This window comes from Halonotius pteroides (assembly GCF_003605635.1).
In the GTDB taxonomy this organism is placed as follows: domain Archaea; phylum Halobacteriota; class Halobacteria; order Halobacteriales; family Haloferacaceae; genus Halonotius; species Halonotius pteroides.
The window spans coordinates 13,317-40,308 of the sequence record NZ_QMDW01000023.1 but is presented as its reverse complement, the minus strand read 5'-3'; the positions used below and the strand labels follow the sequence as shown (position 1 = coordinate 40,308).

Below are 26,992 nucleotides of genomic sequence, written 5' to 3'. Positions count from 1 at the left end.
ACTGGGTGCCGTCCGGCGGTTCCGGACGGCGGTGGTCGGGCGTGTTTCCACACACGGCCAGTGCATTCTACTGAAGACGGGGTTTACATAAAACACCGTCGAAGCAAACCCGCCACGTCATGCGGTTTCATGCGCCGAACCCACATGGTGAATCAAAGAGTACGGGCCACAACGAGGGAGTGGTACGATTGGCACTACACAGAGACGGTGAGCGTCGCTTCTCGTTGCGAAGGGTCGATCAAATGTGGCGCGGCTGGAGGTCGAACGGTCATTCCCTGTGTAATACAGAGGGTCGCGCCGGATGATTGCCGCGCAAGCGGACGGTCAGTGTGACCGAGATAAAACGCTACCGGAAGCGACGGGGGCCGAAAGAACACGAGGTCGATACGGCAACAACGTCAGTCACTCGTCGAGATGTTCGATGCCCTCTTTGGAAACGTTCGCCTCGGTGATCTCATCGGGCATCCAGTCGGGTGAGTTGTCAGGGGCTGTCTCCTCCCACGCCCACCCCTCATACTTGTGCACCTTGTCGGTGCCTTTCTCACGGAGTTCGAGTGAAACTCGGTCAGCAGCCGACTCCGAAGGGGCTGGATCAAGCCGTCGGGCCGCCTTCAACGCGGCCTGTCGGGGGGTGTTGCCCGAAAAGACACTGTCTTCGGTGCCGTCCGCCTCGCGGAGTGCAAAGTTTCGCTTACCGTCTTCACGTACCATGGTTTGTGGCTCCATGCCAACCGAGGACATGCACTGATATAAATATATCGGGGATTTGAACACTCAACGGCCGGTAGCTTAAATACGATCACACGCCGGCCGGCGGTTCTGGTCGGTGGGATTGCTGGCAACAAAACAGCAAGCGCAGTTGGCTCCGGATCAACAACCAAACCAACCACACAGCGGCAAACAACACTTATATGCATTCTGTGGCGAATGAGCATAGACACCGGCGATGGTTCGTAAAAAGAAGCTGAGTCCGAGTGGGGCCAAAGACGACGACGGTGAGTACCACAACGTCCACGTCAATCTGCACGAAGACGAGCTTGCGGTCGCCGGCATGGAGATCGGCGACGATGTCTTTGTGCGGGTACGCGAGGACAAGATCATTATCCAGAAGGCCGACCCAGATACAGTCCAGCACGATTTCTAACGCTTCGCTGTCACCGGTTATGCTTCCATTCATGCTACCCGATACAAGCAGTCACACATCGGTCGTTCCCAGCCGTCTATGTGTACCGTGCAGCAACAACGGCGCTGCACACCACTACTAGCGTCACAACAACAGTAACAGTGCGGTACCGCTTCGTCGGATTGATTGTACTGCGAGTAGATTGTATACACAATGAGCCTATACGACACCGCAAAGCCGGCCCTCTTTTTGCTTCCCCCGGAAACAGCCCACAACACGGTACATCACGGTCTCAAGGCCATTCAGGACACCCCACTCGAAGCCCTGCTCGGGAAGCGATACGCTGTCACCGACGACCGGCTCCGGCAGTCGGTGTTCGGCTGTGAGTTTCCCACACCGGTCGGTGTCGCCGCCGGCTTCGATAAAAACGGCGAGATCCCCCGCGTGTTGACCGCCCTTGGGTTTGGCCACGTCGAGATCGGCGGCGTCACCGCCGAACGACAGCCCGGCAACCCACAGCCACGGCTGTTTCGCCTGCCGGAGGACAACGCCCTCATCAACCGGATGGGATTCAACAACGAGGGGGCCGACCAGGTCGGTGACCGGCTCGACCGCGAGCCACAGCCTGACGTGCCGCTCGGCGTCAACATCGGCAAATCGAAGTCGACGCCGCTTGCGGAAGCAGCCGACGACTACCTGTACACCTACGAGCGGGTCGCCGACGCGGGCGATTACTTCGCGGTCAACGTTTCCAGTCCAAATACACCGGGGTTGCGCTCACTACAGAACCGGGATTCCTTGGAGGCGATCTTGGGTGGCCTGAAAGACGCCGGAGCAGCCCCGCTGTTGGTCAAGCTCTCGCCGAATCTTCCTGATCCCGCTGTCGAGGGCGCGCTGGCGGTCGTCAACGACCTCGATCTCGACGGTGTCATCGCAACAAACACGACGACAAGCCGGCCCGACTCGCTACAAGATCCGAACAAGGCTGAAACCGGCGGGCTCTCGGGCAAACCGATCGAAGACGACGCAACCGAGCAGATCCGGTTTATCGCCGAACGAACCGATGTCCCGGTCATCGGTGTCGGTGGGGTCAGCGACGCCGAGGGGGCATACGAAAAGATACGTGCGGGTGCGAGCCTCGTCCAACTGTACACTGGACTCGTGTTCGAAGGCCCAGCGGTTGCCCGCGATATCAATAAGGGACTACTCACCCTGTTGGAACGCGATGGCTTCGACTCGGTCGAAGACGCGGTCGGCGTCGACCTCGAATAACAACAGTCGGGTGGCGGGCTATGCCTCGGAAACGATCACAATCGCGTCGCCGGCTTCGAGCATCTCGCCGTCGCCAGCATAGCGTCGCTCGCGGTTGACCTCGAAGAAGTCCGGGCTGAGTTCTTTGTCGGCAACGTGGAGTTCGTCGTCGACAAGCTCGTACTTGCCGGCCTCAATCCCGTTTTCGATGTCGGAAACGGCGGAGCCGTATTCGGGGCCGACCTTCGAGTAATCGAGGCTGATATCGGCGATGACGGATTCGACCTCCGGCTCGCTGTCGAGAACGGTCAGCTCATCGACGTGCATCACGCCGCTGATGTCGTCCGCAAAGCCCTCGATCGGCCCGTAGACCTCGATTGCCGGCAGTTCGGCGTTGAGCGGGAGCTGCTGGTCGCTTTTGTACGTTCGGAGCGCGCCGACGACCGCCATCGCAGCGGCCCCGCCCTCGCTGTCGGCGTCGATGCCGAGCGGTTCGGGCCATGCCGACTGGTGGACGCTCTCGTCGGCATCGTACATATCACGATAGATCTCCTCGGTGACGTGTGACAACAGCGGCGCAAACAGCTTGAGGAACCGCTCGTGGGCGGTGCGCAGCGTGTACACTGCTGAGAGGTCGTCACCCTCGTCGAGTCGCTGTTTGGCGATTTCGAGGTAATCGTCACAGAACGTGCCCCAAAAGAAGGTTCGGAGGCTGTCGCGGGCTTTCGAAAACTCACGGGTGGCCAGCAACGCCGTGATATCCGCGATCGTCGCGTCGAGTTCGGCCAGCAGCCAGCGGTCGAGCGCGGCGAGGTCGTCAGGGCGATCGACCGGCTCAGGTGCCAGCGAGTCGACGAGCTTCGAGGCGTTCCAGAGCTTGCGAATCAGCTTCTCGCCCGCTCGGAGGCCTTTCTCCTGATACGGCAGGTCGTCGCCGATCGCGCTGCCAGCGGCCCAGAACCGTGCGGCGTCGACCGGGTATTCGTCGAGGACGGCGTCAGGATCGACGACGTTCCCCTTCGATTTCGACATCTTTTCGCGATTCTCGTCAAGCACCATCCCGTTGATCATCGTCGTATCGAACGGTACCTCGCCGGTGTGCTCGTAGCACTTGATGACGGTGTGGAACAGCCAAAAGGAGATGATATCGTGGCCCTGTGGCCGGAGATCCATCGGATAGATCTCGGGGCGCTCCATCGTGAACGCTTCCGCTTCCTCGTCCCAGTCCCACCCGGCGTTGATGAGCGGCGTCAACGACGACGTCGCCCACGTATCGAAGACATCGGTTTCGGGAACGAGTTCGTCGTGGCCACACTTGGGACAGCTGTCGACCGGTGGCTCGTCCGAAAGCGGATCAACCGGCAGGTCGGCTTTCTCGGCGATGATCTCGTGATCGCAGTCGGCGCAGTACCAGACGGGGAACGGAATCCCCGAGGATCGCTGCCGGGAGATACACCAGTCCCACTCCAGGCCGTCGATCCAGTGTTCGTAGCGAGTAAACATCTTCTCGGGGAACCAGTCCATCTCGCGGCCGGCCTCCAAGTATTCCTCACGTTTGTCGAGCACGTCAACGTACCACTGCTCGGTGACGCGGTACTCGACGGGCACGTCGTCGCGCTCGTGAACCTGGACGACGTGGTCGATTGCCCAGCGGTCGCGGAGTTGCTCGGCGTCGTCGATATCCTCGACGATGGCCTCGCGGGCCTCCTCGGTGCTCATCCCCTCGTAGTCACCGGCGAGGTCGGTCATCGTCGCCGACTCGTCGATAGCGACCCGAAGATCGAGGTCGTGGGCTTGGTACCACTCGATATCAGTCTGGTCACCGAAGGTACAGCACATCACGACGCCGGTGCCTTTCTCCTGGTCGACGCGGTCGTCCTCGTAGATCGGCACCTCGTGGCCGAACAGCGGGACGCGAGCAGTGCCGCCGACGAGGTGAGCGTTGCGGTCGTCGTCGGGGTGAACGAACATCGAAACACACGCCGGGATCAACTCGGGGCGGGTCGTCGAGATGACGATGTCATCGCCTGGGTGGGTCGGCGTCGGGTACTCGTAGTCCGCGTCGGTGACGGCGTCGGAATCAGGCTCACGTCCGCTCTCGACGAGTTCGAAGGCGATATCGTTGAAATGTGACTGTTCCTCGTGATCTTCGGTTTCGACCTGCGAGATAGCGGTTTCGCAGTCTGGACACCAGATCGCGGGGGCTTTTTTCCGGTATTCGCGGCCCTTGTCGTAGAGATCGATAAAGGAGAGTTGGGAGACGCGCTGGACGTCCGGCGAGATCGTCTGGTAGGTGCTGTTCCAGTCGATGGAGGTGCCCATCGCCTGCATCTTTTCGGTGAACTCCGCCTCGTAGTCGGCACAGACCTCCCGGCATTTCTCCTGGAACTCGTACCGATCAAAGTCCTGATGCCGGATGCCGAGTTCTGACTCCGTCAGGCGTTCGGAGGCGATCCCGTTGTCGTCGTAGCCGAAGGGATAGAACACGTCGTTGCCCTGCATGCGCTCAAAGCGGGCGACGATATCCTGCAGGATGGAGCCATAAACGTGACCCCAGTGAAGACTTCCCGAAACGGTCGGCGGCGGGGTGTCGATGGCGAAGGTCGTGTTCGGGTCAGTCGCGTCGTCAGGGTAGGCGTACGTTTCGTCGTCGAGCCACTGTTGGTGCCACTTGGACTCGACGGCGTCGGGATCGTACTCTCCGGTTGGCATTAGGGGATGGGACACGCCGCGGGGACTAAGGTTAATCGGCTTCCGAACGCACGGGCGACGGTGGGCTACCCGAGAGCATCAGCCAGCCGACCAACCGGTGTTCCTGGCGGGCTGCGAAAATCGGATATTTCGGGCGATCAGGGGACGGAGTCTTCTAGTAGACTGAAATGGCGAGACACGCGTGGCGGCTGCCGTCACGTTAGCGGCAGCCGGCGGCCGGCCGGCCGCTCGACGAACCCCGGCGTTGAGGAGAGCGTCGCGGGCTTTCTCCGTCTCAACCGTTGTTGGGGTTGCTTATCGAAGTAGTTCGTATCGACGCGAATCGTTATGTAATGAGAGGCTGTAGGTGTGGCCAGTGTTTGATGCTGTTTCATGGCCGGCGATCGCCTCGCTGGGATCCGGTCTGCTCTCGCTTGCGTTTCTCGGCTACGTCTGGCCCTACCGTGATGAGGACGGGGCGACGCTGTTCATGGCGATGATCGGGGCCATCGCGCTGTGGGCGGTTTCCTACGGCGTTGCCCTCCTCGTGTTCGATCCGGGGCTCCGGGTGGTGTTTGAGATCCCGATCTGGCTGGGCACCTGTTTTACGAGCCTGTTGTTTCTGGCCTTTGCCCTCGAATACACCGGCCGGAAGGACGTGGTGCGGTCGACGCCGATGGCTGGGGTCGTCGCTCTCACGCTCGGCTTTGTTGGGCTGATCGCTACCAACCCACGCCATCATCTCGTTTGGAGCGAGTACCGGATCGATCCAACGTTTGGCGCGGCGACGGTCGCCTACACGAACGAGGCATGGCTGTTTCTCATTCTACTGACGCTGATGCTCTTCACCACCGGCGCGGTGCTCGTCTTGCTTGAAACGTTCGTGAGTTACGGCCCGCTGTATCGCTCTCAGACGCTTGCCCTTGCGTTGTCACCGGTGCCGATCATTCCTGGAATCCTGCTGTGGGTCTTCGACGCCGGGCCGATGCCGAATCTCAACCTCGCACCGCTGTTGTTTCCCGCTCATCTCGGCCTCGATATGTACGCCTTCTTCCGGCGGAACATGTTCGAGTTGACGCCGGCAGCCCGCCGGACGGGCGATCAGACCGCCATCGATGATCTGGGAATCGGCGTCATCATCGTCGACGACGACCAGCGGGTTATCAACGCCAATGAGACGGCGACAACGATCGTCGGAACCCCCAAGCCAAGTCTCCTCGGTAAATCACTCGATGGCATCGCTCTCGATGTCGAACTCGACAGCGATGAGCAGCGCATCCGCCACGGCGACAACAGAACGTGCGATTACGCTGTCACCGTCTCGCCGATCGAGGATTCGGCCGACAGCACAGTCGGCCACACGATCACCCTCCAAGACATCACGATCGAACGCCAACGCGAGCAGCGACTCGCCGTTCTCAACCGGGTGCTTCGGCACAACCTCCGCAACGATCTCAACGTCGCCAGCGGGTATCTCGACGTGGTTGCCGACGGCGTCGACGATGAGGAGTACACCAACATGTTGACAACCGCGAAAGCCAACACCGACAGCGTGCTTGCGCTCGGCGAGAAAGCCCGGATGGTCGAACGGACACTCGAAACCGACGAACTGGGCACCGAGTCGATCCCGCTTGCCGGGTTCGTCGATCATGTTGCCGAGCCGCTCGTCGACGACCACGGCGGGCGTGTCGACACCGAAATCCCGGGGAATCTCACCATCGAGACGAACCGCCAACTACTCGAAAGCGTACTCGACAACCTGATCGAAAACGGGCTTGAACACGGCGGCGGGGCCGTCACCGTTGGGGCGACCACCGCCGGATCAACCGTCCGGATCGAGGTCGGCGACAGCGGCGGCGGGGTTCCGAAACATGAGCTGAGCGTGATCGAGGAGGGGACAGAGACGGATCTCGAACACGGCAGCGGGATCGGGCTGTGGCTTATCGAGTGGGGAACGACCGCGCTGGGCGGCAGTGTGAGCTATGAGACCGACGCCACGGGGACAACCGCGACCGTCGAACTGCCGGGAGTCGTCGATCCCGACGCAATCGGTGGCACAAACGCCAGCACCGAGACCGAAGCCGAAGCTTAGGCGTCGGGGAGCAGGTCGTTCGTGTAGAGGCCACTTGTCGGCAACTCGCTGGCCGGGATCGGGTCGTCGTCGATAGTGCTGAGAATATCGTTGGCGGCAAGCCACTCGACGAAGTCGTCCCAGCGGTCGTGAGCCATCACGCCCCACCGACCGTCGGCTGTCAGGTAGGCGTCGGTGAGTGCCTGCTGGCTCTCGGCGAGGAAGTCAGGGTCGTCGTTGTCCATCCCCTCGGCTGTCTCGCCGAGGATCTCGGCGGCGCGATCGGGGTTGTCGACGGCAAACTGGTAGCCGCGGGCGGTCGCCGCGAGGAACTCGCCCAGGGCTGCACCGTCGTCGATCGTCTCCGGACGAGCCAACAACAGCGGGGTGTAGCCATAGGGCACGTCATACTCGTCGAGATAGAAGGCATTGAGATCGATCCCGTCGCGGGCGGCGAGGATCCCCTCCCACGGCATGAACACCCACGTCGCGTCGGCCTCACCCGCAAGCAGGGTGTTCCAGATGCCGAGTTTCGGCGGGGTGACGATGTCGATATCGCCGTCGCCGCCGTCGTTGCGGACGAGCTGGCGGACGATGTGATCCTCAAAACGGGCGTCGTAGGAGGCATAGCGGCACCCGTCGAGATCAGCCGGGCGGTCAAGGCCGCTGTCGCCGAGAGTGACGATCGCGCTTTTGTCCGCCTGACAGACGGCCGCGACCGCGGTCAACGATGGGTAGTCAGGGTGCGTCTGGTAGCTGATGACGCTCTCGGAGGGCGCGATCGCCAGCGTCGCCTCGCCGGTGGCGACCTGTTTTGCCGGCGTCGTCTCGTAGTCGTCGTCGACCGGCGAGTGGATCGATACATCGAGTCCGTGGTCGGCGTAGTAGCCCGCCGCGAGTGCGACATAGAAACCGGTGTGGTTCGTGTTCGGTGTCCAGTCGAGTGCAAGGTCGATCATGGTCATTTGTCGGTGGTATGATCAGACGATCAAAAAGAGCGGTGGTCAGTTAGCGTCGTTTGGCTCGGCATCATCAGCTGCTGCGAGCAGCCGCTCGTAGACCGGCCACGAGGAGTCGCCAGCCGGCGGCTCGGTCGGCTCGCCGTCGCGGACAACACCGCTCCCCGAATCGACGCTCCCGATCACAGCCACGGTCGTCCCACGGTCGCGGAGAGCCCCGACCACATCATCGGTCGCATCAGGGTCGACCGAAAGCAGCAGCGAGCCAGAACTGGTCGCTCGCCAGGGATCCATCTCAAGGGTCGAACAGACGGCTGCCACGTCGTCGTCGATCGGAACCCGGTCGGTGTCGATACGGAACCGAACGTCGGCACCGGCGGCCATCTCGTGGCACGCGCCAAGCAGCCCGCCTTCGGTGATATCGTGCATCGCCGACACACCGTCGATCCCGGCGAGAGCGCGGCTATCACGGACGACACCGAGTTCGTCGAGCATCGCCGCAACACGAGCGAGGCGGTCGTCCTCGCAGTCGATTTCGTCGGGGAACAGCGAGGCAAACAGCGCGGCGGCTTCGACCGCAGGGCCCGTCGTGATGAGGAGGTCGTCGCCGACGCGAGCCCCATCCGGGCGAACGATCGCGTCGTGGTCGCCAACGGCCATCGCGGTCGCCGCGCCGACCCACGGGAACGAACAGCCGGCATACCGAGCGGTGTGGCCGGTGACGATGTCGACACCGAGCGCTTCGCACTCGTCGTGGATCGCCCCCCAGACCGCGGCAAAATCGTCGTCGCTGAGATCGGGTGGGAGCGTAAACCCGACCGCGAGATGTGAGGGATCGAGCCCCGAGACGGCGACATCCGCGAGGACGATCCGGACGGCAAACCGGCCGGCGCGCTCGAAGCCGAGCCCTGGAAGAATCGAGACCGGATCGGTGGCGACAGCGAGGGCCTGTCCGCCGATATCGAGGACGCCGAAGTCGACACCGTGCTGTGGGCCGAGGGTCGTTTCTGGTCGGTTGGCCCCGAGCTGTGGGGCGATATGCTCCCGAAAGAACGCCTGCGAGATCTTGCCGGTTCGGGCCATTACTGCAGGGCCTCAAGCCGAAGCTCGAAGGCCGCGACCGGGAGTTCCAGATCGTGTTCGACCAGTACCTTGGGATGGATCTCGCCGATCACGCCAACCACGTCGCCGTCGATCACCACGTCGGCAACTCGGCCGTCGATAAACGTCGGATGCTCTGTCGGCGGCGTTTCGAGGTCGACATCGAGGTCGTCACAGAGCGCGGCGAGTCGTGCCTTAGCGTCCTCGTAGGTCGCGTCGTTGCGGGCGAGGACAGCCCCGATGGATCGCCACTCGGCGACGTTCGTGTTTTCAGACTCGTCGACCTCGGCGGCGAGACCGATCTCGGCGAGATCCTGTGGGTAGGCGCGATGGGTGTTATTTTCGAGTACCATCAGCAGCGAGGGGAGCACCCAGGTGCGAAGCTGGGTGTAATCCTCGCTGTAAGGGCCGGTGATCTCGACGGGCTCGCCCGCGCCGACGAGCCGGCGGTCGCCGTCGCCGGCCGTCGCGCTGGGCTCGATGTTGAGCCGGTCGTAGTTGGCCTCGGCGGAGATCATATGAAAGTTGAGCAGATCCTCAAAGCCGAGGCCGACGAGACTCGCGCGAGCCGCATCTTCGAGTTGTGTGCGGTCGTGGCGACCGCCGACGGTGCCGATATCGGGGTAGCGCGGCTCCAACTCGTTGAAGCCGTAGGCCCGGCCCAGATCGTCGATGAGATCCATCGGGTGTAAGACATCAACGCGGTAGGGTGGGATCTCGACAGCGTAAACGACGCCGTCACCGTCAGTAACTGCGTTCACGTCAGCAGCGTTGCCAGCGTCGTCGACGATCGATGCTGACAGGCCCGCGCGGGCGAAGAGGTCAGCAACCTCGCGTTGCTCGAAGTCGACACCGAGAATCGTCTCGATGCGGTCGTGAGCGACGTGTTTGGTGTCGATCCCGAAATCCGGGCGGACGAGCCCGCCGCCGACCGTTTTGTAGGGGCCGGTCGCGGCCGGGTAATTGATTTCGACCTCCTCGATAGTGCCGCCGCGGGCCGACAGCGCATAGCAGATGATGTTGCAGATATGGTCGATCGTCCACTGGTCGGTGCCGGTGAGCTCAATGAGGAGATCCCGGGACGCAGCTTCGACCTCAGTGCGGCGGCCGTTGATCACCGGCGGGAACGAAAACAATCCGAGATCGTCGTAGATCGCGGGATAGCGATCGAAGCCGTCGAGGAGATCGCCGAACTTGTCGCCGATCGGGTGGTCGGTGAGCACCTCGGCGGGCGTCATCTCGCTGTCGGCATCAAGCGGGACGAACCGGTCGCCGTCGGGATCGATCCCGCGGTAGGTGATCGAGTGGCCGCTTCCGTCGTCACCGAGGCCGGCACCTTTCAGCATCGTCAGGTCGTGGATCCCGATGGCGGCTTTCGCGCGTTTGCGGCCCATCGTTGCGTGCAGTTTCTCCTGGAGTTGGATCAGCGATTCCAGCACGTCCTCGGTCATGTTCACGTCGCGGACGATGGCACCCGTGACGTAAGGGCGACCCTCAGGAACGGATTCCGCAACTTCGTACGTCCAATCAGGGTCGTTCGTGTTGGGGACGTAGACGCCGGTTTCGTCGCCGTACTGATACCGCAGCGAGCGGGCAACACCCTCGACCGAGAGGCGATCAAGCCGGTCGGGCGCGAATTCGAGTTGGAGCTCGCCGTCGTCGGTTTCGCCCTCGAATTCGAGGCCAAGATTGAACAGATCGTCTTTGAGTTCGTCGTCGGATTTCTCCTCGTGGCCGGTCAACTCGCGGAGTTCGTCGGGGTCGACATCGACAACAGGCATTAGTGGAGCACCTCCGTTTCTCGCAGCAGTTCAAGATCACACAACGTTCCATGCACATCCCGGATATCCTCGAAGCCATACATCAACATGAGCAGGCGTTCCAGCGCGAGGCCCCACGCCATCACGTCGGCTTCGATGCCAAGTGGTTCCAACACCTCAGGGCGGAACAGCCCGGAGTTCCCGATCTCGACGATCTCGCCGGTCGTCGGATGCTCGCCGAACAGCTCGAAGGAGGGCTCCGTGTAGGGGTTGTAGTGCGGTTTGAATTTGATATCGGTGATCCCGAACTGGGCGTAGAACTCCTCAAAGGTGCCCATCAGATCACGCACCGAGAGATCCTCGGCGAGTACCCAGCCCTCGATCTGGAAGAACTCAAGCAGATGGGTCGGATCGAGCGTATCGTTGCGATAGACCTTCTCGACCGAGAAGTATCGCTTGGGCGGTTCGATGTCGGCACCCGCAAAGCCAGAGAGATAGCGCATCGACAGCGAGGTTGTGTGACCACGGAGGGCGACCGCCTCGGCGAAATCCCGATCCCACGGTGAGTGGTAGCCGTCGCCGTCTTCGCCGACGCCGTCGCGATGGGCTGACTCGACGCGGTCGACGAGTTGATCGGGAAGGCCTTGGATCGGCGGCACGTCGAGGGCGAAGCGATCCCAGTGGGTGCGGGCGGGGTGATCCTGCGGCATGAACAGACAGTCGTTGATCCAGAAGTCGGCGTCAGCATGCGGGCCGTCCATCTCCTGAAAGCCCATTCCGACGAGGACGTCCTTTGCGCGGTCGGCCGTCTGTCGGAGGATGTGCTTGCGACCGCCCTCGATTGAGGGGGCGTCGGCTTCGACGTTGTATTCGCTGAATTCGACATCCACCCACTCGCCGCTGGTCAGCATTTCGGGCGTCAGGCGATCGACCGTTTCGGCGGTCTCGATGCCCTCCATCAGGGCGGTGACGGCGTCGTCGGTGAGGGTGATCTCGCGGACGGTGTGCTCGCGTCGGACGATCAGGTCGCGGCGTTCGAGCTGGTCGAGGAGGTCGGCGTCGATGGCGTCGTTGTCGACGCTACCGCCGTCGGCCAGCGTGGCGAGGGCGTCAGCTTCGGGGTCGCTGTCGGGATCGGCGTCGGGGTCGGCGGTGACGCTGCCGGAGTCGATCGTGCCGTAGCCCTTGCGCGCGAAGTTGGCCAACGCGATGTCGACCTCAGGGCCCTCCAAGCCGGCTGCGCCGATGAGTTGGCCGAGTTCGACGGCGTCGTCGGCGTCGGCCTCAATCGCAGCGCGGTAGAGCCGGACTTCCGGGAGACCCGATTCGAGATAGTCGTGGGCCTCGTCGGTGGGGTCGGCGGTAGTTTCGGTGCGTTCCGCAATCGTGACCAGGCCATCGTCGCGGAGATCGAAGGCCGCACGGGTGACGGTTTCGGGTTTTAGCTCGGTTTCATCGGCCAGCCGATCGACTGGCGTCGGTTCGGTCGCCGAGGCGGCTTCCAACACCGCGAGTTGTGAGTCCGGGAGACGCATCAGTTGTTGTCGGATGTCGGTGGGGTCGTCAGTTAGCAGTTGCGAAGACGACAGCAGCCACGTGATAAAATCGGAGTCAGGAGAAGCCGAGAAGACGGACTACTCCTCAGGTTTCCCATCGGTCGACTCGGGAGCCGGCTCATTGTCGATCGTCTCGTCAGCGACAGGTGGTTCATTGTCGCCCTCGACGGTGTCGGCGGCCTCGGTTCGGGTTTGTTTGAGCGCGTCGACGGCGGAGTCAGTCGATGTGACCCGTGTTTCGGTCGCGCCGTTGGGGTCGAGTTTCGGTTCCTCGCTCGGCGTGTCGTCGGTCACGGTGTCTGGCTCGCTGGCGGTGTCGCCGCCAACCCTGAGCCACGATTTGAGGGTCTCAAGCAGTCCCATCGTTAGTAGTGTTTGAACAGGGTCGCGCGAACGTCGTCTTTGGTGCGGGCCGATTCAACGCTGCCGTCGGGCAGTTCAACCGCATAACGGGCGTCGCCGTCAGCCGGGTGCCACTTGTCGCTGTGGGTCTCAAGCAGGCTCAACATCGCGTTGAGTTGGCCATCGTCGTCGGTGTCGCCGGCGTCACCATCGGAACCACCGTCATAGATGTCGGGCCCTGAGTCGGTATCGGCGGCGTCAGCGCGGTCGGCCGCCGGCTCCGTGTCGGCAGGGAAGTCGACATCGACAGGCGCAAGCGGGTCGGTGTAGCGGCGCTCGGTCGCATCAAGGATCGCCGTAATAAGTTCCTGCTTGGTCATGTTGCTGCGACCGGAGATGTTGTACTCGGCGGCGATAGTGTAGAGATCCATCGGATCCTCAGGGTCAGCATCGCTGTGGCGGCGGTTACGCTCTTCAAGCTGCGCTTCGAGTTGCGATCGCGGGTATGAGTGGTCGTCGTCCGTGTCGGCGGGGGTCGCGACGGTAGCCGCCCGCTCGGGGTCATCGACGGCGTCAGCGACATCAAGCAGGTAGGCGATGACATCCGGCGGCGTAACCGATGTGTAGCTTCCGGCGTGGGTATCGGCGAGTTCCTCGCGCAACGCCGCGATGCGGTCGTGTTGGTCGTCGGTAATCTCGATGGATGGCATAGTTAGGACTCGTCGTGAAACCGCTGGAGTGCATCCTCCCAGCTCTCGACGGCCGCGGGCTCGCCGGAGTGGTCAGCCTCAACGCCGACATAGCCACACTCCTCACAGGTGAAGGCCTCACCGTCCGACAGTGTGAACGTTGTGAGAGTGGCTTCACACCGCGGACAGTCGGGGTTCACTGTTGTTCAGTTGCTACTCGTCGTCAACGTTGTAAAATACTGGGGTCGGGGGAACAATGATTACAGTCCGGGTAAAAGCTCCTTCTATGCGTGAAGCGACCGATTCAAACCAACTCCTCCGGTATTATCGCCGGTATATCGGTGACCCCGACCGTGCAGTCGACGTCTATGCTGGGTTTGGGCTCTTCTTTCTCGGGTTGGGGCTCGGTATTGCCGGGATCCTCGTGTTTCTCTACAGCGCGACGCTGAGCGAGACGGCCTACGGCTTACGGCAGGTCGCAATCATCAGCGGTGCGGTCGGCGCGCCCGCGTTGTTAGGTGGGATCGTCGTGTTGCTGCCGGTTGATAAACGGATGCTGCTGGTCGCCAGCGGCGGCAGCGTCATCTGTGTGGCGGGGGTTGTCAGATTCGTCAGCGTCTACCCGAACGATTTCAATGTCTCCGTCGGGCCGGATTACGCCGCACAGGTGGTCGGCATCTACAGCGTCGGGGTCGTCGTTGTCATCGCGGCAACGGCCGCCGCCCTCGTCGCTCACCAGATAGAGCAGGCAGCCGGCGACACGGACGCCGAGGGTGCGGGGACGGGCGACGATGCAGCGGGTGAGACGGTCACCGACGAACAGGTTCAAACTGACATCGACAGCGCGCTGGATGAGGCCGACCTCTCTTGGGGCGGCGTCGCGAAAACGGAGACGCGAACGCTAAATCTCGATACGAGTGCGGTCGACGATATCGACAGCGAGAGCATACCTGACTCAGGGATCGAAACCCGCACCGACGACGGCAGCGTCACCAACGCGGTCTCACAGCTCAAAGGGTTACAGGGCGGCGAGGTTGAAACCGCCAGCGGTGAGGGAACCGACGATCAGGCGGCCGCGCTCCGAGAACTCCGCGAACAACAGCAAAAAGAGCAGGCCAAAACGGCTGACCGCTCACTGAGTGGTCGACTGCGAGCACTGTTTGGGAGGCTCTTTTAACGGCACCGTGGCCACCGGCGAGACGATCATTAACGATGTAGTGACCGGCGAGACGGCCAGTGACAATGTAGTCACCGACGCCAGACAGTCGCTGACGGCTAGTAGCTACTGATGCCCAGCGGGAGGCTCCGCTAACAACGATGAGATTATTTTATTCTTATTGCTTGTTATATTAGCATTCTAAGTGCTACGAAAATTTATGTACATTGGCTCTGAAACGTTACTATGGCCAAAGGACTTGATGTTGGGACGATGAATATTCTCTCCGGCCGGCAGGAAGGGGCTGAAACCGTCTTCGTGCAACAACGGAACTCGTTCGTCGAGATCGAGTACAGCGATATGGCCGAACAGATGCTCTCCCGGAGCGAGGTGCTCCATATCCGGAAAGATGACAAGGTGTACGTCGTCGGCGATGACGCGCTCAACTTTGCGAACATCTTCAGCGAGGAGACCCGCCGGCCGATGCAACACGGCATCCTCTCCAGCAGCGAGTCCTCGGCGATCCCGATGATCAAGCTCATCACCGAACAGGTCGTCGGCGACCCCTCGAAACACGACGAGCGGCTCTACTATTCGAGCCCCGCTGACCCGATCGACTCGGATCTCTCAACGCTGTATCACGAGAAAACGCTGGAATCGATGCTCGGCGACATGGGGTATAACCCCGAGCCGATCAACGAGGGGATGGCGGTCATCTACTCCGAGCTCGCCGACAACAGCTTCACCGGGCTGGGGATCAGCTTCGGCGCGGGGATGACCAACGTCTGTTTGGCCTACTACGCGGTTCCCGTCATGAAGTTCTCCATCGCCCGCGGGGGCGACTGGGTCGACGAACAGACCGCCCAAGCGACGGGGACGCCCGTCGACAAGGTGACCTCGATCAAGGAAGACGACTTCGAGTTGGACTTCCAGACCGATGTTGGCGGCGTCGAAGGTGCACTCGCCATCTACTACGAGAACCTCTTAGACTATGTGATCGAAAACGTCACCAAAGAGGTTGACGAGGAGGACATCGAGGAAGGCCTCGACGTGCCGGTCGTCGTGACAGGTGGCACCTCCAGCCCAAACGGGTTTGAGGATCTGTTTGCCGACCACCTCGAAGACGCAAACATCCCGTTTTCGATCAGCGGCGTCCATTCGCCCGACGAGCCGATGTACAGCGTCGCCAGCGGCGCGCTGGTCGCCGCGCGCTCCGAGGAAGAGGAGGAAGGCGGCGCGGGCGAGGACGGCGAGGAGTAACGATCGCGTTGACAGCGGTTCGGTGGTTTTTGTGTTGCAATCAAAACTGTCGGTTCTCAGGTCGAAACTGAAGGAGTGAGATGAGACGGGTGGTACTCTGGACTCTCGTCCGGTTCAAGTTGAGATTGGCGTTAAATAGTAGAAGAAAACAGAGCCCCGATCACCGTTTCACCTGAACATTGGTGAAAAAACAGCACCGAAAACAGGATCAGTGCGAACCGCCCGGCCCTTTCCGGTCGGAGTCAAGGACGATATCGAGGTCGTCGAGCAGTTCACGTGCTTCCTCGCGTTTCTCCTGGTGGGTTTTCAGGAACTCCTCCATCAGCGTCGCCGCCTGCTCCTTGCAGTCCCCACAGAGCCGCTCGCCGCCGACACACTCCTCGTAGACCTCCTCAACTAATCCATCGTCGTCGTTGGCGAGCAGATAGGCGTACAGCTCGTAGACCGGGCAGTCGTCGGCCTCGCCGCCGAGTTCGCGCTGTTTGTCGGCGGTTTCGCGGCCGCCCGTTGTCGCGGATTTTACCTTGTCGTAGCCGGTTTCGGGGTCGTCGAGCAGGCTGATGTGGCTGGCCGGGATTGACGACGACATCTTGCCGCCGGTCAGCCCAGTCATGAAGCGGTGGTAGATCGAGGACGGCTGGATAAAGCCGTAGCCGCCGGTGTCGACTTCGATCTCGCGGGCGAGTTCCTCGGCCGCCTCGAAGTCGAGGTCGAAGGCGTCGATGTGGCCCTCGTAGACGCGTTTTTCGCCGTCGATGGCGTCGATCATCGCCTCAAAGGCGTCGTCTGCCCCGTGGCGATGGAAAAACCGGACGCGGGGGCGAACCGGCTCCTTGCCGGCCTCGCTGAGTTTGTCGACCGCGGCGGTCTTGGCGTCGGTAAACTCGGGGGCAGCGTCGTACTCGGCCAGCCAGTCGGCGGCGGCCGCACAGCGAACCATTTCGTCGCTGTCAAGATCGGCTGTGAGTGCGTCGTAGGCGCGGCCGATCAACTCACGTTGGGCGGCATCGGCCTCAAAACTCGCGTAGGCTTCGGTGACCTTGAAATACCGCATCCGCACCGCCAGATCCCGCGCGAGGCGGACATGTGGATCCTGATCGGGGCCGACCGGGATCACCGTCGGTTTGGGGCCGTCAACCAACTGCGGGTAGAGCATGTCGGCCATCTGGGTGACGACACTCTGGGTGTGGGAGACGCTGGTCTCGCCGTCGAAACCGTAGATCGAGCCGAACTCCGCAAAACGGGCGTTCGAGCCGAGTTCGAAGGCGAGATCCTGGAGCTCGCGGTTCTCGGATTGCCGGTAGAGTGTTCCGTCCTCGGCGTCGAAACCGAGCGCCAGCAGGCTCAACAGGTAGCTTTCGGTGTGGTCGTCGATCTCGTCCCACGTCATCCCGCGGGCGGAGTGAGCTTCGAGGTCGGCGATCAGGGCGTAGGCGTCGGCACCCCGCTGTTGGTGCCAGATGATCTCATCGAAGACGAGCTTGTGGCCGATATGCGGGTCGCCGGTCGGCATAAAGCCCGACAGCGCGGCAGCGGGCTCGTCGTTGGCGAGGGCGTCGGCGACGGGCTCGTAGTCGCGGTGGCCGAAGATGACTCCCCGGCGCATGAGGTAATGGGGGGTTGGTACGCCGCCGAGAAGTTCCTCAAACTCCTCGATGCCGAACTCCTCGAAGAGCTTGCGGTAGTCGGCGATCGTTGCGGATCCCCACGGATCGATGGTCGTCTCCTCGACACCGCCGTCGGGTGTGGCAACCGCGTCGTCGGTCTCGCCGGCTTCGGACGTGCCATCGTCGTCGTGGGTGGTATCGTCGGTCATGGTGTCAGGCGACTCACGGAGAGCCAGTCTATGTCGCCGTTCGCGCCGGTCAGCGCAAAAACCATTCGTTTCCGTACCCCGCCAGCCAGCCGCACGTCAAGTGAGAGCTCACGCGGATCAAACTCGTGGTCGGTCTCGACGACACGAACAAGCCGTTCGGAGTGTGGTAAGTCCTCGATTGATTTGACTGTGTTGTAGGTGCGGAAGTCCGCGCCGAACTTGTACCCCGTTTTCGGCACCACATCCTGCTGGCGGAGCCGGCGATAGACTGCCAGCCGGCGGTCGAACCGTTCGCCTTCGACCTGCTGGCCCTGCTTGCGGATCGTGGTGTGGCTGGCCGGCGAGTCGGCGGAGCTGTCGGTGTCGTCAACGTCATCGAGTACCAACTGGCCCGCAGCGGCAAGGGCGGCAGCTTCGACCAGCGAAAGCTGGACGGCACGATCGATGATCGCCTCACGGGCTTCGAGCGGTTGCCCATAGAAGCCGTGGTCGTAGAATCCCTCGGGGGCGTCCCAGACAACCACGCGGTCACCGATGAGCGAGCCCGTGATCCCTGCCGGCGGGCTGTAGCTCGTCCCGCCGTCGAACTCAGGCGTCGCGGTTTCGAGATAGCTGATCTCGCTTTCCTCGTCGACGACCGCGAGGGTGAGATTCGCAAGCTCGTCGGCCGGGAGCGACTCGCGTTCACCGACGACGGCGATTCGGTAGACAGGCTCACCGTCGCCGGGTTTTGTGCCCCGAGGTGGAACGATCAGATCGATCAGATCGCCATCGGTTCCGTTGCCGCCGTCGGCCCCATCAACGCCGTCGACCGCGTCAACGCCGCTGGCGGCCGCATCGACACCGGGCCAGCCCGCGCGGGCGGGCGTGAGATAGAATCCTCTCTCGCGGAGGTCGGCGTAGACCAAAAATCGGAGGGCGAACCGCTCGACGGCCGCCGCGGAGGCGACAAAGAACTCCGCAAACGAGAGACGATCAGCGGAGCCATCGTGATCGACAACAGCCGTGAGGTCGCCACGGAGCAGGAGGTGGGCGGCCTCAACGCGGGCCAAGCGTATCTCGTTGCCGCCGGCCGGCCGGCCGTAGCCGCGGGCGTCGTGGAACTGCTGGCGGGCGTTGCCGCCGACCGCGACGACGCCGTTGCGAAGGTGTCCGTCCATACCGAAGGGGACGGCGGCGAGGGCAAAGGCACACCGATCCAAGAACGGGTGGAACCGTGGTCGGCGGTCGAACCGCTACACAAGCGGGAAGAGCCCGATCCAGCGAAGAAAGGCGAACAGCAGGTCACCGGAGGTGAAGGCGACAAGAAGGCCGACAAACATCGGGACGACAAACGGAAGTCCCGGTGAGACCCAGACGGTTTCGTCGTCAGTCGTCGCCAGCAGTTCGAGCCCATCGCGGAGCTGTTTGGGATCGGTGCCGTAGGTCGATCGATCAATCGACTCGAAAAACTGATCGACAGCCCACGGGTCATCGAGCGTCTCAGCGGCGGCAACGTCGCTATCGACTGTCGGGGCGGCGTCAGGGTCGTCCCAATCGAGGTCGTTGTCGATGTTGCTGCGGCCGTCGGTCGGCTCGCCGGTCGCCTCAACGCTGGTTGGATCGCGGGCGACATCGGGGGCCGCACGGAGCGCGGCTATGGGAAGGCCGCGCCAGCGGAGGTACATCCGAAGGGCGTCGAGATCAAGCCCGCTGTGGGTGAACCCATCCGGCGTTTCAAACAGGCGGCCGTGACGATCCGGCAACGAGTCGATCCGAACCGGTCGAGCCAGAAACATCATCGCAGGTTCGATCCGGCGGCGGAGCAGATTTCCCAGGCCCAAGCCGACTGGTGCGGCCACCGCAAGAATCACCGCGTTTGTGAGTATCGTCAACGAGAACACGCCGATTGTCGTGTCGACAACGGGGAGTTCCAGCCCGCCGAGAGCGTAGGTCGGGAACGTCGGGAGGAGGACGGCGAGGGCAATCATCGCCTTCGCATCGGCCGCGCCGAACGCGCCGAACCACCAGAACGCGTAGCCGAGCGGGGCAACAAACAGGAGGCTGATCCCGGCACGGATCAGGAAGGCCTGGCCGCCAGGAGTCCCGAAGACGGCAAACTGGACGGCCTCCCAGGCGAGCAACAGTCCACCAAGGATGACCAGCGGTGGCCACACCCGATTCGGGATGCGGCGGGTGTGGATATCACGCCAAGCGGCCCACCCAAAGACCGGGATCACAAGGAGTCGAAGCAGATCCGGCAACGTTGCAACCATTACCACAGTTCGGAACCGCATCACCCATAGGTGTTTAGGTGTCAAACAGCGGTGTGGTGGGCTAGCTTGCGGTGATACCCACTGTCGCCCCGAATTTTATCCGGGTAGATGTGCTATACGGTCACATGAATGTCCGGGACGCTGTCGAAGAGGACGCCGAGTCGATCGCGGCACTGGCCGACGTACCGGCGGATGTCGTCCGAAATCTCGTGCATGATCGCAGCGTCCGGGTCGCCGAACGAAAACAGGCCGGCAACGATCCCAACACCGATACCGACGCGCTTGAGTCGGAGTTGTTGGGGTTCGTGAGCTTCGATGTCCACGACCAGACCGTCCACGTGACACAGGTCGGCGGGACAAAGGAAGCCTGTGAGCGACTGTTGAGCGAGCCGATTCGGTTCGCCGCCAGCGAAGGACTGGACGTGGAACTCCTGGTCGAACAGAACGCAACTGATCTCCAGACGGCCGCCCAAGCCGCGGGGTTTCAGGAGGCCGGCGATGGGCCCGTGTTCCGTGGCTCGCCGACGATTCGGTACTATCAGGATCCCTGATTGAGGCGGAGACAGGCAGGTCGATCACGCGAACTTTCGGACAGTCATCTCCAAGGTATCGAGATCGACAATCGGGGCATGAGCCACGTCGGGGTCGATGTTGACCTTCTTTTGGAAGGCGGTTTGGGCCTGCCAGCAGCCGCTGTTGACAGCCAACACATCGTGGTACTTCCCCCAGCCGAGTTTGTGGACGTGACCGGTGTGGAAGATGTCGGGCACCGTGTCGATGGTGAGATAGTCCTTTGTTTCGGGTGCAAGTCGCATCTTGCCGCCGTATTGGGGCGCGACGTGGCGTTTCTTCAGCAGTTGGTACATCGCCTTGTGAGGGTCATCGTAGCTGGCTTTCTCCTCGGGGAGTTCGGCGATGACCTCATCAAGTGAGACACCGTGATACATCAGCACGGAGACGCCCTCGATGGTGACAAGCGATGGGTTGCCTGAGATTCGTGGATTGTGTGCGGACATGATCTGGCGGAGCTCCTCGTCGAACCCGGGTTGTGGTTCGGCCAGCCGGACAGCGTCGTGGTTGCCGGGGATCATCACGATCTCCATGTCGCCGGGGACGGCTTTGAGATGCTCCGAGAAGGCCTCGTACTGGTCGAAGATGTCGATGATGTCGAGTTCCTCATCTTGATCCGGATAGACGCCGACGCCTTCGACCATATCGCCGGCGATCAAGAGGTATTCGACGTGTTCAGCCTCCTCGGTGTGAAGCCAGTCGGCAAAGCGGTTCCAGGCGTCGGCCATGAACTCCTGGCTGCCGACGTGGACATCCGAAATCAAGGCGGCCTGGACGTGGCGGTCGGCCGTACTCGGACGGGCGGTTCGGGGAACGTCAGGAAAATGGATCGAGTCGGTGAAGAGGATGCCAGAGTCGTCGGCGAGGGTACCTTGCACCGCGATACATTCGTCAAGCAGGAGTTCGTCGACCAACTCGGCGATGGGTCTGTCCTTCATTACGAGTGCGGGGAACGTTCCGGTCGTATCTTCGAGTTCAATCAGCCAGTGACCGCTGGCCGTCGAGCGGATGTCGTTGACGAGGCCGATCATCTCGGCGTCGCTGCCGCCGGGCATGTCGGCGATGGCCGACGCCGGGCGGTGGTTGACGCGACCCTTGAGAAGTTTCGAGAGCTGTTCGTAGCGATCCCGAAACGTCGTCACGAACTGACTGTACTCGCCGGTGCCGGTACTGCGGCCGGTGATGTCGCCGGTGATCTCGGCGGGTGTCGGGTTCCGATCCGGAGGGCGGGCGGTTCCTGTTGGTTCCCCAACCACTTCTTTACGCCCGGTCGCGTTCGACCCCTCTATTTCGTATGGAGATTTTGACTGCGTCTGTTGATTTTGGTCTAATTCGGTTGCAGTCGAAGTAGGGGTGTCTGCGCTGGGTTGTTGTGGTGTTTCAGGCTGTGAGTCGGTGGATGCAGCCGAATCTGGGGCTGTCGGCTCGGTCGCGGCCGCCGACGAGGGTGGTTCAGTCGTCGTCACTGCGGAGGAAACAGCCGCGCCGGTTGCAACGGTGTCGCTGTCGAGACAGGCTCGAACATCACTGCTCGTGATGCGGAGGATGTCGTCGCCGGCCGCCGAAACGACGGCGTCGATGGCGGCAGCCGGGTTGTTCGCGCGCGCGAGTAGCGTGACCGCCTCGCGGTCGGCGTTGTAGCCGTGGCGGGCCAGCGTCTGAACGATCCGGGACGGCGTCTCCGATGGCACTGTCGGCATCTCGGGGTCACCGGGCAAAAACATGCCGACAGCCGGAGCCGGTGGGGTAGAGCTGGCGGGTAGCGACCCCGGGTCAGAAGTTTCAAGCGCGGTGCGGGTGAAGGAAGTAGTAATGAGTGACGGTGATCGGCAGCCGGCTGCCGAGTCGGAACCCGACAGGAGGTCGTGGTTCCAGCGGCTTCGCGGGGCCGACGACGGGCCGCTGTTATTCCTTCGGGAACTGCTGTTCAGCCTCTCGATCGTGGCTGCCATCGGGCTTGTGCTCTTTGCGGCGACCGGCGTCTGGCCGCCGATGGTCGCCGTCGAGAGCAACAGCATGGATCCCAACATCAACAAATACGATCTCGTTGTCGTCAGTGAGCCGGGGCGGTTTGCGCCGGGAGAAGCCAACGACCAGGGGGTTGTGATGGCCGAAACGAGCGAGGCCGGCTACGAGTCGTTCAATGAGCCGGGAAGTGTGATCGTCTACGACTATCCTGGCCGTGTTGGTTCACCCATCATCCACCGGGTTCGGTTTCAGGTTGAGGCAGGCGAAAACTGGTATCATCGGGCATCGCCTGAGGCGATCGATGCCGAGAGTTGTGCCGAGTTGACAAACTGCCCGGCCCCGCATGCAGGCTATATCACCAAAGGCGACAACAACCGGCGGTACGATCAAGCAAACGGCGTTGCGCCAGTCGTGAAATCAGATTGGATCAACGGCGTCGCTCGGTTCCGGATTCCGTATCTCGGGCGGCTCCGGTTGGCGCTGCTTGGAACAGCACACAGTGGCGGGCTTGGTGAGACGGCCTCCACAGATAGCGGGATAGTTACCAGTAGCGGAATGACAAGCAGCAACGGGATGGTCAGATCCGTCGGGGCATAACAGGCGACCCGTTCGGGAGAGTAACGATGACACAGTTCCGGTGCCGAATTGAGTTTTCTGCTAGCTCAGTTATCGAAGCGAGCTTGGACGAACGGTTGGACATCGTCGATGTTGCCAAGTCTAGAGTCAGACAGCAGGACAGCCTCAGTTTCCTCAAGCGGCACCGAGAGGCTCATCTCCTTCGTGCGCCCGTAGCGACCCTTTGAGACGACGACAGCGTTGACGATGCCGAGCATGTCAAGTTCGCTGATGAGATCGGTGACGCGGCGTTGTGTCAGTACGTCGGCGTCGATCTCCTCACAGAGGCGTTTGTAGATGTTGAACACCTCACCGGTGTTGATGTTGTGGACGCCGTTCTGTTCCAATAGGATGATCGAAAACAGGACGATCTTGCTTTGAGTGGGGAGCGTGCGGACAACTTCGACGACGCGATCGAGTTCGATCTTATCCTGCGCCTGTCGGACGTGTTCTTCCTCGACGATGTCAGCCTGGCTTCGCTCGGCGAGCTCACCGGCGGTGCGGAGGAGGTCGAGCGCGCGGCGGGCATCGCCGTGTTCCTGGGCCGCAAACGCCGAACACAGCGGGATCACGTCGCCGGTGAGCGCGTCGGGTTTGAATGCGACCTCGGCGCGATGCTGGAGGATATCGCCGAGTTGTGTGGCGTCGTACGGCGGAAAAACGATCTCCTCTTCGCCGAGCGAGGATTTGACGCGTGGATCGAGGAAATCGGTGAACTTGAGATCGTTCGAGATCCCCATAATCGAAATCCGGGAGTTCGTTAGTTCGTTGTTCATCCGCGAGAGGTTATACAAGGTGTCGTCGCCGCTTTTTTCGACAAGCTTGTCGATCTCGTCGAGCATGATAACAACCACACGCTCGTTGTAGTCGACAGCCTCGAAGAACGTGCTGTAGACGCGGTCGGTCGGCCACCCGGTCATCGGGACAGGCTCCATCTCCTCGGCGTCAGCCTCCAGTGTCTCGATGCGCTCGTCGACAGCATCGACCGAGGTGTACTGGTCGGTAACGATCGGGAGGCTGCCTTCGGGGTCGGCCTCGGCGTTGGTTTCGGCATCCGGGATCGAGACCGCCGCCTTGTTGGGGTCGATGTCGCTGACGGCGGCGGTCGTCGGAGAGTCGTCCGCGGCGAGCGTTTCGCGGACGGTTTCAAGTACGTCGATCCGCGATTCGATGAGCGCGACGTTCTTTTCGATGAATTTGTTGGCGAGTTGTGCGAGCACCCGATACTGGGTATCGGTGACCTCGCAGTTGATATACTCGACCTCACAGGGAACATCGTACTTTTGGGAAGTCGACTCTAGCTCCTGGCTGACGTACTTTGCGCTGGCAGTTTTGCCGGTGCCGGTTTTGCCGTAAATCAGGATATTAGAAGGGGTGTCACCGCGAAGCGCGGAGACAAGGATCGTCGCCATCTGGTTGATCTGGTCGTTACGATGGGGGAGTTCACGCGGAGTGTAGGACGGCCGGAGGACTTCCTTGTTCTCGAAGATCGGCTCCCCAGAGAGTAGATCATCGAACAACCCCTCGCTGTCATCGGTTCCATCCGGATCAGCGTCGAGATCGAAATCGAGATCCGAGGAAGCACTCGAGCGATCGCGGCTCCGGTCGGCGTCGTCGAGATCGAGATCATCAAGTGATCGATCCGCCGAGGGGATCGGATCCGACGCCAACACCGAGGCGGGGTCGGTTGTGATGTCATCCCGCTCTGGGGGGGTAGTGGCTTCATCTTCGTCCGAGCTATTCGACTCGGTGGTCTCACCGGTACCGTCGTCGGCTGACCCCTCACCCGTCGCCGGCGACCCGGGCGGTGGTGTCGACTCGGCATCGGTTGGCTCGTCGTGTTGTCGGTCGTGGTCGTCGGTCATTGATTCCATCCCATCGTTCTGTGTTCCGCGTTCCACCCTCTGTTTCACATGGAATCGTCAACACGAATACCCGAGATCGGCCACACGACCGCAGAGCGTGTCGGTTTTGCCGGATCGGGGGCTGTTGACGTGCTCAAATGGTGCAGGCGAAACAGAGGCAGACACGATACAAAAGCGTTCTCACTTTGGATACTATTTGCCGATAGCTCGCGGGCAGAAGGGTAGATTCCAACGGTGAGAGACGAGCTGATCGGGGCTCATCACTGCACAGAGATATCAACCGTCGAAACTCCACAAAGAGGTATGCCAGCTGGAATGTGAAGTCCGAAGTAGTAGTCTCTGTCAAACGCCTCGGAGCAAAATCGTGAATAAACCGTAGCTGGACGGGGGTTCTGACACCCCCACCCCTTTGTTTCAACTGGAACAGTGTCGCTATGTGGTGTGGATATCTGCTGTTCGTTTCTTGAAGCTAGTCTAGTGGCTAATACAACTAACAAGCAAAATAAAATAATCAGTATTTCTCGTGGTACGGGTCTGGTTATCCAGTATGTATAATAAGTGTTTTGGAAGTAATAGCCATCTCAGGGTGCCCCTTCTTTTCGCGTTTCCACTCGAAACAAAGGGGTGTGGGGGTGGTCGACGTTTCCGAGTTGATAGGCTGAGGCTCCACCGACTCCATGATGACTGCGCTCAATACTCTCGGTAGTTCTAGCGCTGCCAGCACTCTCATCCCTGCTAACGCGCCTAAACCGGAGCCGGACTCGCCTCGGCAGTACCAACTGTATCCGGTTGAATCCGGCCGCTGAGCCCTGTCTGACGCAGTGTTTAAGTGTTCACGGAATGCAAGGTGCGTCATACGCCCTTCCACGCGAAACAGGGGAGGTGCGGGAGTCTCAGGATGGGTCTACTCACAAATCTCAAAGATAGCGTCTCGCGGGTCACCGACCGCCTGTTCGCCTCGGACGATCCGAAACGGATCGGTATCTATGGACCGCCGAACGCCGGAAAGACGACCCTCGCAAACCGCATCGCACGTGACTGGACTGGTGACGCCATCGGCCCCGAAAGCCACGTTCCACACGAAACACGCCGGGCACGCCGGAAGGAAGGCGTCGATATCGAACGCAACGGCCGGTCGGTCACCATCGATATCGTTGACACCCCGGGTGTCGCCACGAAGGTCGATTACAAGGAGTTCCTTGACCACGACATCGAGAAGGACGACGCGATCCGTCGCTCCCGGGAGGCGACCGAAGGCGTCGCCGAGGCCATGCACTGGCTCCGGGAGGATGTCGACGGCGTTATCTACGTCCTCGATTCGACGACAGACCCATTCACACAGGTCAACACCATGCTCATCGGCATCATCGAGAGCCGCGATCTGCCGGTACTCATCTTCGCCAACAAGATCGATCTCGACGAGGCCGATATCAAACGTGTTGCCGACGCCTTCCCCCAGCATGAGACCGTCCCACTGTCAGCGCTTGAGGGCAACAACATGGATGAAGTGTACGACAAGATCGCGGAGTACTTCGGATAATGCCTGAAGCAACACCCTCTGATTCCACGACGGAATCGCAAAACGGCGTCCAGATCGACCTGATAAGCGGGTCGCGGATGGAGGGGCTTCGGAGCATGGAGAAGATCCGGCTCATCCTCGACGGCGTCCGCGATGGCAACATCGTCATTCTTGAGGAAGGACTGTCACCGGACGAGGAGTCCAAACTCATCGAGGTCACGATGACCGAGATCAGCCCCGATGAGTTCAGCGGGATCGAGATCGAGAGCTACCCCCACGAGGATGCCGCCGATCAGAGCTTCCTCGACCGGCTCATGGGCCGAGAGTCCACAAAGAAGCTCACCGTCATCGGCCCGGCCAATCAGATCGAAACCCTGCACAAGGACGACCAACTCATCAGCGCGCTGGTTTCCCGGAAGTAGCGT

The 26,992-nt window shown here is 61.6% G+C and carries 23 protein-coding genes; 9 read left to right on the top strand and 14 right to left on the bottom strand.

Annotation, left to right across the window (positions count from 1 at the left end):
• Positions 1 to 402: 402 nt before the first annotated feature.
• Complete coding sequence (locus DP106_RS12755) at positions 403 to 711, bottom strand: non-histone chromosomal MC1 family protein (RefSeq protein ID WP_120085877.1); 309 nt, start codon at positions 709 to 711, stop codon at positions 403 to 405.
• Between the two features lie 235 nt (positions 712 to 946).
• Here DP106_RS12755 and DP106_RS12750 point away from each other — a divergent pair, with 235 nt between their 5' ends.
• Positions 947 to 1,144, top strand: coding sequence for a hypothetical protein (locus DP106_RS12750; RefSeq protein ID WP_120085873.1), 198 nt, complete (start codon positions 947 to 949; stop codon positions 1,142 to 1,144).
• A gap of 192 nt (positions 1,145 to 1,336) precedes the next feature.
• Positions 1,337 to 2,395, top strand: a complete 1,059-nt coding sequence (locus tag DP106_RS12745) for a quinone-dependent dihydroorotate dehydrogenase (RefSeq protein ID WP_120085871.1) — start codon at positions 1,337 to 1,339, stop codon at positions 2,393 to 2,395.
• Positions 2,396 to 2,413: 18 nt separating this feature from the next.
• Here the strand turns inward: DP106_RS12745 and DP106_RS12740 are convergent, their stop codons facing one another.
• Positions 2,414 to 5,086: a valine--tRNA ligase gene (locus tag DP106_RS12740; RefSeq protein WP_120085869.1), complete on the bottom strand. Its 2,673-nt coding sequence runs from the start codon at positions 5,084 to 5,086 to the stop codon at positions 2,414 to 2,416.
• A gap of 355 nt (positions 5,087 to 5,441) precedes the next feature.
• Between DP106_RS12740 and DP106_RS12735 the strand changes: the two genes are divergently transcribed.
• Complete coding sequence (locus DP106_RS12735; RefSeq protein WP_165857893.1) at positions 5,442 to 7,157, top strand: histidine kinase N-terminal 7TM domain-containing protein; 1,716 nt, start codon at positions 5,442 to 5,444, stop codon at positions 7,155 to 7,157.
• On the opposite strand, the gene DP106_RS12730 is transcribed toward DP106_RS12735, so the two are convergent.
• The 7 genes from DP106_RS12730 to DP106_RS12700 form a co-directional block, all read right to left on the bottom strand.
• Positions 7,154 to 8,101 carry an ABC transporter substrate-binding protein gene (locus DP106_RS12730; RefSeq protein ID WP_120085865.1) on the bottom strand — a complete coding sequence of 316 codons (948 nt, stop codon included), beginning with the start codon at positions 8,099 to 8,101 and terminating at the stop codon, positions 7,154 to 7,156. The two genes, DP106_RS12735 and DP106_RS12730, sit on opposite strands and share 4 nt — an antisense overlap.
• A 39-nt stretch (positions 8,102 to 8,140) precedes the next feature.
• Positions 8,141 to 9,178, bottom strand: a complete 1,038-nt coding sequence (locus DP106_RS12725) for an AIR synthase family protein (protein WP_120085864.1) — start codon at positions 9,176 to 9,178, stop codon at positions 8,141 to 8,143.
• A complete protein-coding gene (pheT, locus tag DP106_RS12720; RefSeq protein ID WP_120085862.1) occupies positions 9,178 to 10,977 on the bottom strand; it encodes a phenylalanine--tRNA ligase subunit beta in 1,800 nt (599 codons plus the stop codon). The genes DP106_RS12725 and pheT overlap by 1 nt, the downstream gene beginning before the upstream one ends.
• Entirely contained in the window at positions 10,977 to 12,491 is a 1,515-nt protein-coding gene (gene pheS / locus DP106_RS12715) for a phenylalanine--tRNA ligase subunit alpha (RefSeq protein ID WP_120085860.1), read from the bottom strand. The genes pheT and pheS overlap by 1 nt, the downstream gene beginning before the upstream one ends.
• Positions 12,492 to 12,590: 99 nt before the next feature.
• Entirely contained in the window at positions 12,591 to 12,875 is a 285-nt protein-coding gene (locus DP106_RS12710) for a hypothetical protein (RefSeq protein WP_120085858.1), read from the bottom strand.
• A 2-nt stretch (positions 12,876 to 12,877) separates the two neighbouring features.
• A complete protein-coding gene (locus DP106_RS12705) occupies positions 12,878 to 13,564 on the bottom strand; it encodes a Rho termination factor N-terminal domain-containing protein (RefSeq protein WP_120085857.1) in 687 nt (228 codons plus the stop codon).
• Between the two features lie 2 nt (positions 13,565 to 13,566).
• A complete protein-coding gene (locus tag DP106_RS12700; RefSeq protein ID WP_120085855.1) occupies positions 13,567 to 13,743 on the bottom strand; it encodes a zf-TFIIB domain-containing protein in 177 nt (58 codons plus the stop codon).
• An 86-nt stretch (positions 13,744 to 13,829) separates the two neighbouring features.
• Between DP106_RS12700 and DP106_RS12695 the strand changes: the two genes are divergently transcribed.
• Positions 13,830 to 14,720, top strand: a complete 891-nt coding sequence (locus DP106_RS12695) for a DUF7139 domain-containing protein (RefSeq protein WP_120085853.1) — start codon at positions 13,830 to 13,832, stop codon at positions 14,718 to 14,720.
• Between the two features lie 225 nt (positions 14,721 to 14,945).
• On the top strand, positions 14,946 to 15,959 hold the full coding sequence (locus DP106_RS12690; RefSeq protein WP_120085851.1) for a cell division protein FtsA: 1,014 nt from the start codon (positions 14,946 to 14,948) through the stop codon (positions 15,957 to 15,959).
• A 208-nt stretch (positions 15,960 to 16,167) separates the two neighbouring features.
• Here the strand turns inward: DP106_RS12690 and DP106_RS12685 are convergent, their stop codons facing one another.
• The 3 genes from DP106_RS12685 to DP106_RS12675 all read right to left on the bottom strand — a co-directional run bounded on the left by DP106_RS12685 (position 16,168) and on the right by DP106_RS12675 (position 20,030).
• Positions 16,168 to 17,775 (bottom strand): tryptophan--tRNA ligase, encoded by a 1,608-nt coding sequence (locus tag DP106_RS12685; protein WP_120085849.1) that lies wholly within the window; start codon positions 17,773 to 17,775, stop codon positions 16,168 to 16,170.
• Complete coding sequence (gene endA / locus DP106_RS12680; protein ID WP_120085847.1) at positions 17,772 to 18,935, bottom strand: tRNA-intron lyase; 1,164 nt, start codon at positions 18,933 to 18,935, stop codon at positions 17,772 to 17,774. The genes DP106_RS12685 and endA overlap by 4 nt, the downstream gene beginning before the upstream one ends.
• A gap of 75 nt (positions 18,936 to 19,010) precedes the next feature.
• Positions 19,011 to 20,030 (bottom strand): A24 family peptidase, encoded by a 1,020-nt coding sequence (locus DP106_RS12675; RefSeq protein WP_120085845.1) that lies wholly within the window; start codon positions 20,028 to 20,030, stop codon positions 19,011 to 19,013.
• Positions 20,031 to 20,155: 125 nt separating this feature from the next.
• On the opposite strand from DP106_RS12675, the gene DP106_RS12670 reads away from it, so the two are divergent.
• Positions 20,156 to 20,581, top strand: a complete 426-nt coding sequence (locus DP106_RS12670) for a hypothetical protein (RefSeq protein WP_120085843.1) — start codon at positions 20,156 to 20,158, stop codon at positions 20,579 to 20,581.
• Positions 20,582 to 20,605: 24 nt separating this feature from the next.
• Here the strand turns inward: DP106_RS12670 and DP106_RS12665 are convergent, their stop codons facing one another.
• Complete coding sequence (locus DP106_RS12665; RefSeq protein ID WP_394343459.1) at positions 20,606 to 22,300, bottom strand: DNA-directed DNA polymerase II small subunit; 1,695 nt, start codon at positions 22,298 to 22,300, stop codon at positions 20,606 to 20,608.
• 112 nt (positions 22,301 to 22,412) lie between these two features.
• On the opposite strand from DP106_RS12665, the gene DP106_RS12660 reads away from it, so the two are divergent.
• Positions 22,413 to 23,165: a S24/S26 family peptidase gene (locus DP106_RS12660; RefSeq protein ID WP_120085842.1), complete on the top strand. Its 753-nt coding sequence runs from the start codon at positions 22,413 to 22,415 to the stop codon at positions 23,163 to 23,165.
• Between the two features lie 65 nt (positions 23,166 to 23,230).
• On the opposite strand, the gene DP106_RS12655 is transcribed toward DP106_RS12660, so the two are convergent.
• Entirely contained in the window at positions 23,231 to 25,057 is a 1,827-nt protein-coding gene (locus DP106_RS12655; RefSeq protein ID WP_120085841.1) for a Cdc6/Cdc18 family protein, read from the bottom strand.
• An 889-nt stretch (positions 25,058 to 25,946) separates the two neighbouring features.
• Here DP106_RS12655 and DP106_RS12650 point away from each other — a divergent pair.
• Together DP106_RS12650 and DP106_RS12645 are read left to right on the top strand one after the other, a co-directional pair.
• Positions 25,947 to 26,588, top strand: a complete 642-nt coding sequence (locus tag DP106_RS12650) for an Era-like GTP-binding protein (RefSeq protein WP_120085839.1) — start codon at positions 25,947 to 25,949, stop codon at positions 26,586 to 26,588.
• Complete coding sequence (locus DP106_RS12645) at positions 26,588 to 26,989, top strand: DUF2073 domain-containing protein (protein ID WP_120085838.1); 402 nt, start codon at positions 26,588 to 26,590, stop codon at positions 26,987 to 26,989. Before DP106_RS12650 ends, DP106_RS12645 begins: the two co-directional genes overlap by 1 nt.
• Positions 26,990 to 26,992 lie beyond the last annotated feature (3 nt).

What these genes read in the sequence shown, in the direction of transcription:
- DP106_RS12745 (WP_120085871.1), top strand. Translation starts at nt 1,337, where the DNA reads ATGAGCCTATACGACACCGCAAAGCCGGCCCTCTTTTTGCTTCCCCCG.
- DP106_RS12650 (WP_120085839.1), top strand. Translation starts at nt 25,947, where the DNA reads ATGGGTCTACTCACAAATCTCAAAGATAGCGTCTCGCGGGTCACCGAC.
- pheS (WP_120085860.1), bottom strand. Translation starts at nt 12,491, where the DNA reads ATGCGTCTCCCGGACTCACAACTCGCGGTGTTGGAAGCCGCCTCGGCG.
- DP106_RS12685 (WP_120085849.1), bottom strand. Translation starts at nt 17,775, where the DNA reads ATGACCGACGATACCACCCACGACGACGATGGCACGTCCGAAGCCGGC.
- pheT (WP_120085862.1), bottom strand. Translation starts at nt 10,977, where the DNA reads ATGCCTGTTGTCGATGTCGACCCCGACGAACTCCGCGAGTTGACCGGC.
- DP106_RS12750 (WP_120085873.1), top strand. Translation starts at nt 947, where the DNA reads ATGGTTCGTAAAAAGAAGCTGAGTCCGAGTGGGGCCAAAGACGACGAC.
- DP106_RS12695 (WP_120085853.1), top strand. Translation starts at nt 13,830, where the DNA reads ATGCGTGAAGCGACCGATTCAAACCAACTCCTCCGGTATTATCGCCGG.
- DP106_RS12725 (WP_120085864.1), bottom strand. Translation starts at nt 9,178, where the DNA reads ATGGCCCGAACCGGCAAGATCTCGCAGGCGTTCTTTCGGGAGCATATC.
- DP106_RS12665 (WP_394343459.1), bottom strand. Translation starts at nt 22,300, where the DNA reads ATGCCGACAGTGCCATCGGAGACGCCGTCCCGGATCGTTCAGACGCTG.
- DP106_RS12670 (WP_120085843.1), top strand. Translation starts at nt 20,156, where the DNA reads ATGAATGTCCGGGACGCTGTCGAAGAGGACGCCGAGTCGATCGCGGCA.
- DP106_RS12690 (WP_120085851.1), top strand. Translation starts at nt 14,946, where the DNA reads ATGGCCAAAGGACTTGATGTTGGGACGATGAATATTCTCTCCGGCCGG.
- DP106_RS12755 (WP_120085877.1), bottom strand. Translation starts at nt 711, where the DNA reads ATGGTACGTGAAGACGGTAAGCGAAACTTTGCACTCCGCGAGGCGGAC.
- DP106_RS12645 (WP_120085838.1), top strand. Translation starts at nt 26,588, where the DNA reads ATGCCTGAAGCAACACCCTCTGATTCCACGACGGAATCGCAAAACGGC.
- DP106_RS12705 (WP_120085857.1), bottom strand. Translation starts at nt 13,564, where the DNA reads ATGCCATCCATCGAGATTACCGACGACCAACACGACCGCATCGCGGCG.
- DP106_RS12655 (WP_120085841.1), bottom strand. Translation starts at nt 25,057, where the DNA reads ATGGAATCAATGACCGACGACCACGACCGACAACACGACGAGCCAACC.
- DP106_RS12710 (WP_120085858.1), bottom strand. Translation starts at nt 12,875, where the DNA reads ATGGGACTGCTTGAGACCCTCAAATCGTGGCTCAGGGTTGGCGGCGAC.
- DP106_RS12675 (WP_120085845.1), bottom strand. Translation starts at nt 20,030, where the DNA reads ATGGTTGCAACGTTGCCGGATCTGCTTCGACTCCTTGTGATCCCGGTC.
- DP106_RS12730 (WP_120085865.1), bottom strand. Translation starts at nt 8,101, where the DNA reads ATGACCATGATCGACCTTGCACTCGACTGGACACCGAACACGAACCAC.
- endA (WP_120085847.1), bottom strand. Translation starts at nt 18,935, where the DNA reads ATGGACGGACACCTTCGCAACGGCGTCGTCGCGGTCGGCGGCAACGCC.
- DP106_RS12740 (WP_120085869.1), bottom strand. Translation starts at nt 5,086, where the DNA reads ATGCCAACCGGAGAGTACGATCCCGACGCCGTCGAGTCCAAGTGGCAC.
- DP106_RS12660 (WP_120085842.1), top strand. Translation starts at nt 22,413, where the DNA reads ATGAGTGACGGTGATCGGCAGCCGGCTGCCGAGTCGGAACCCGACAGG.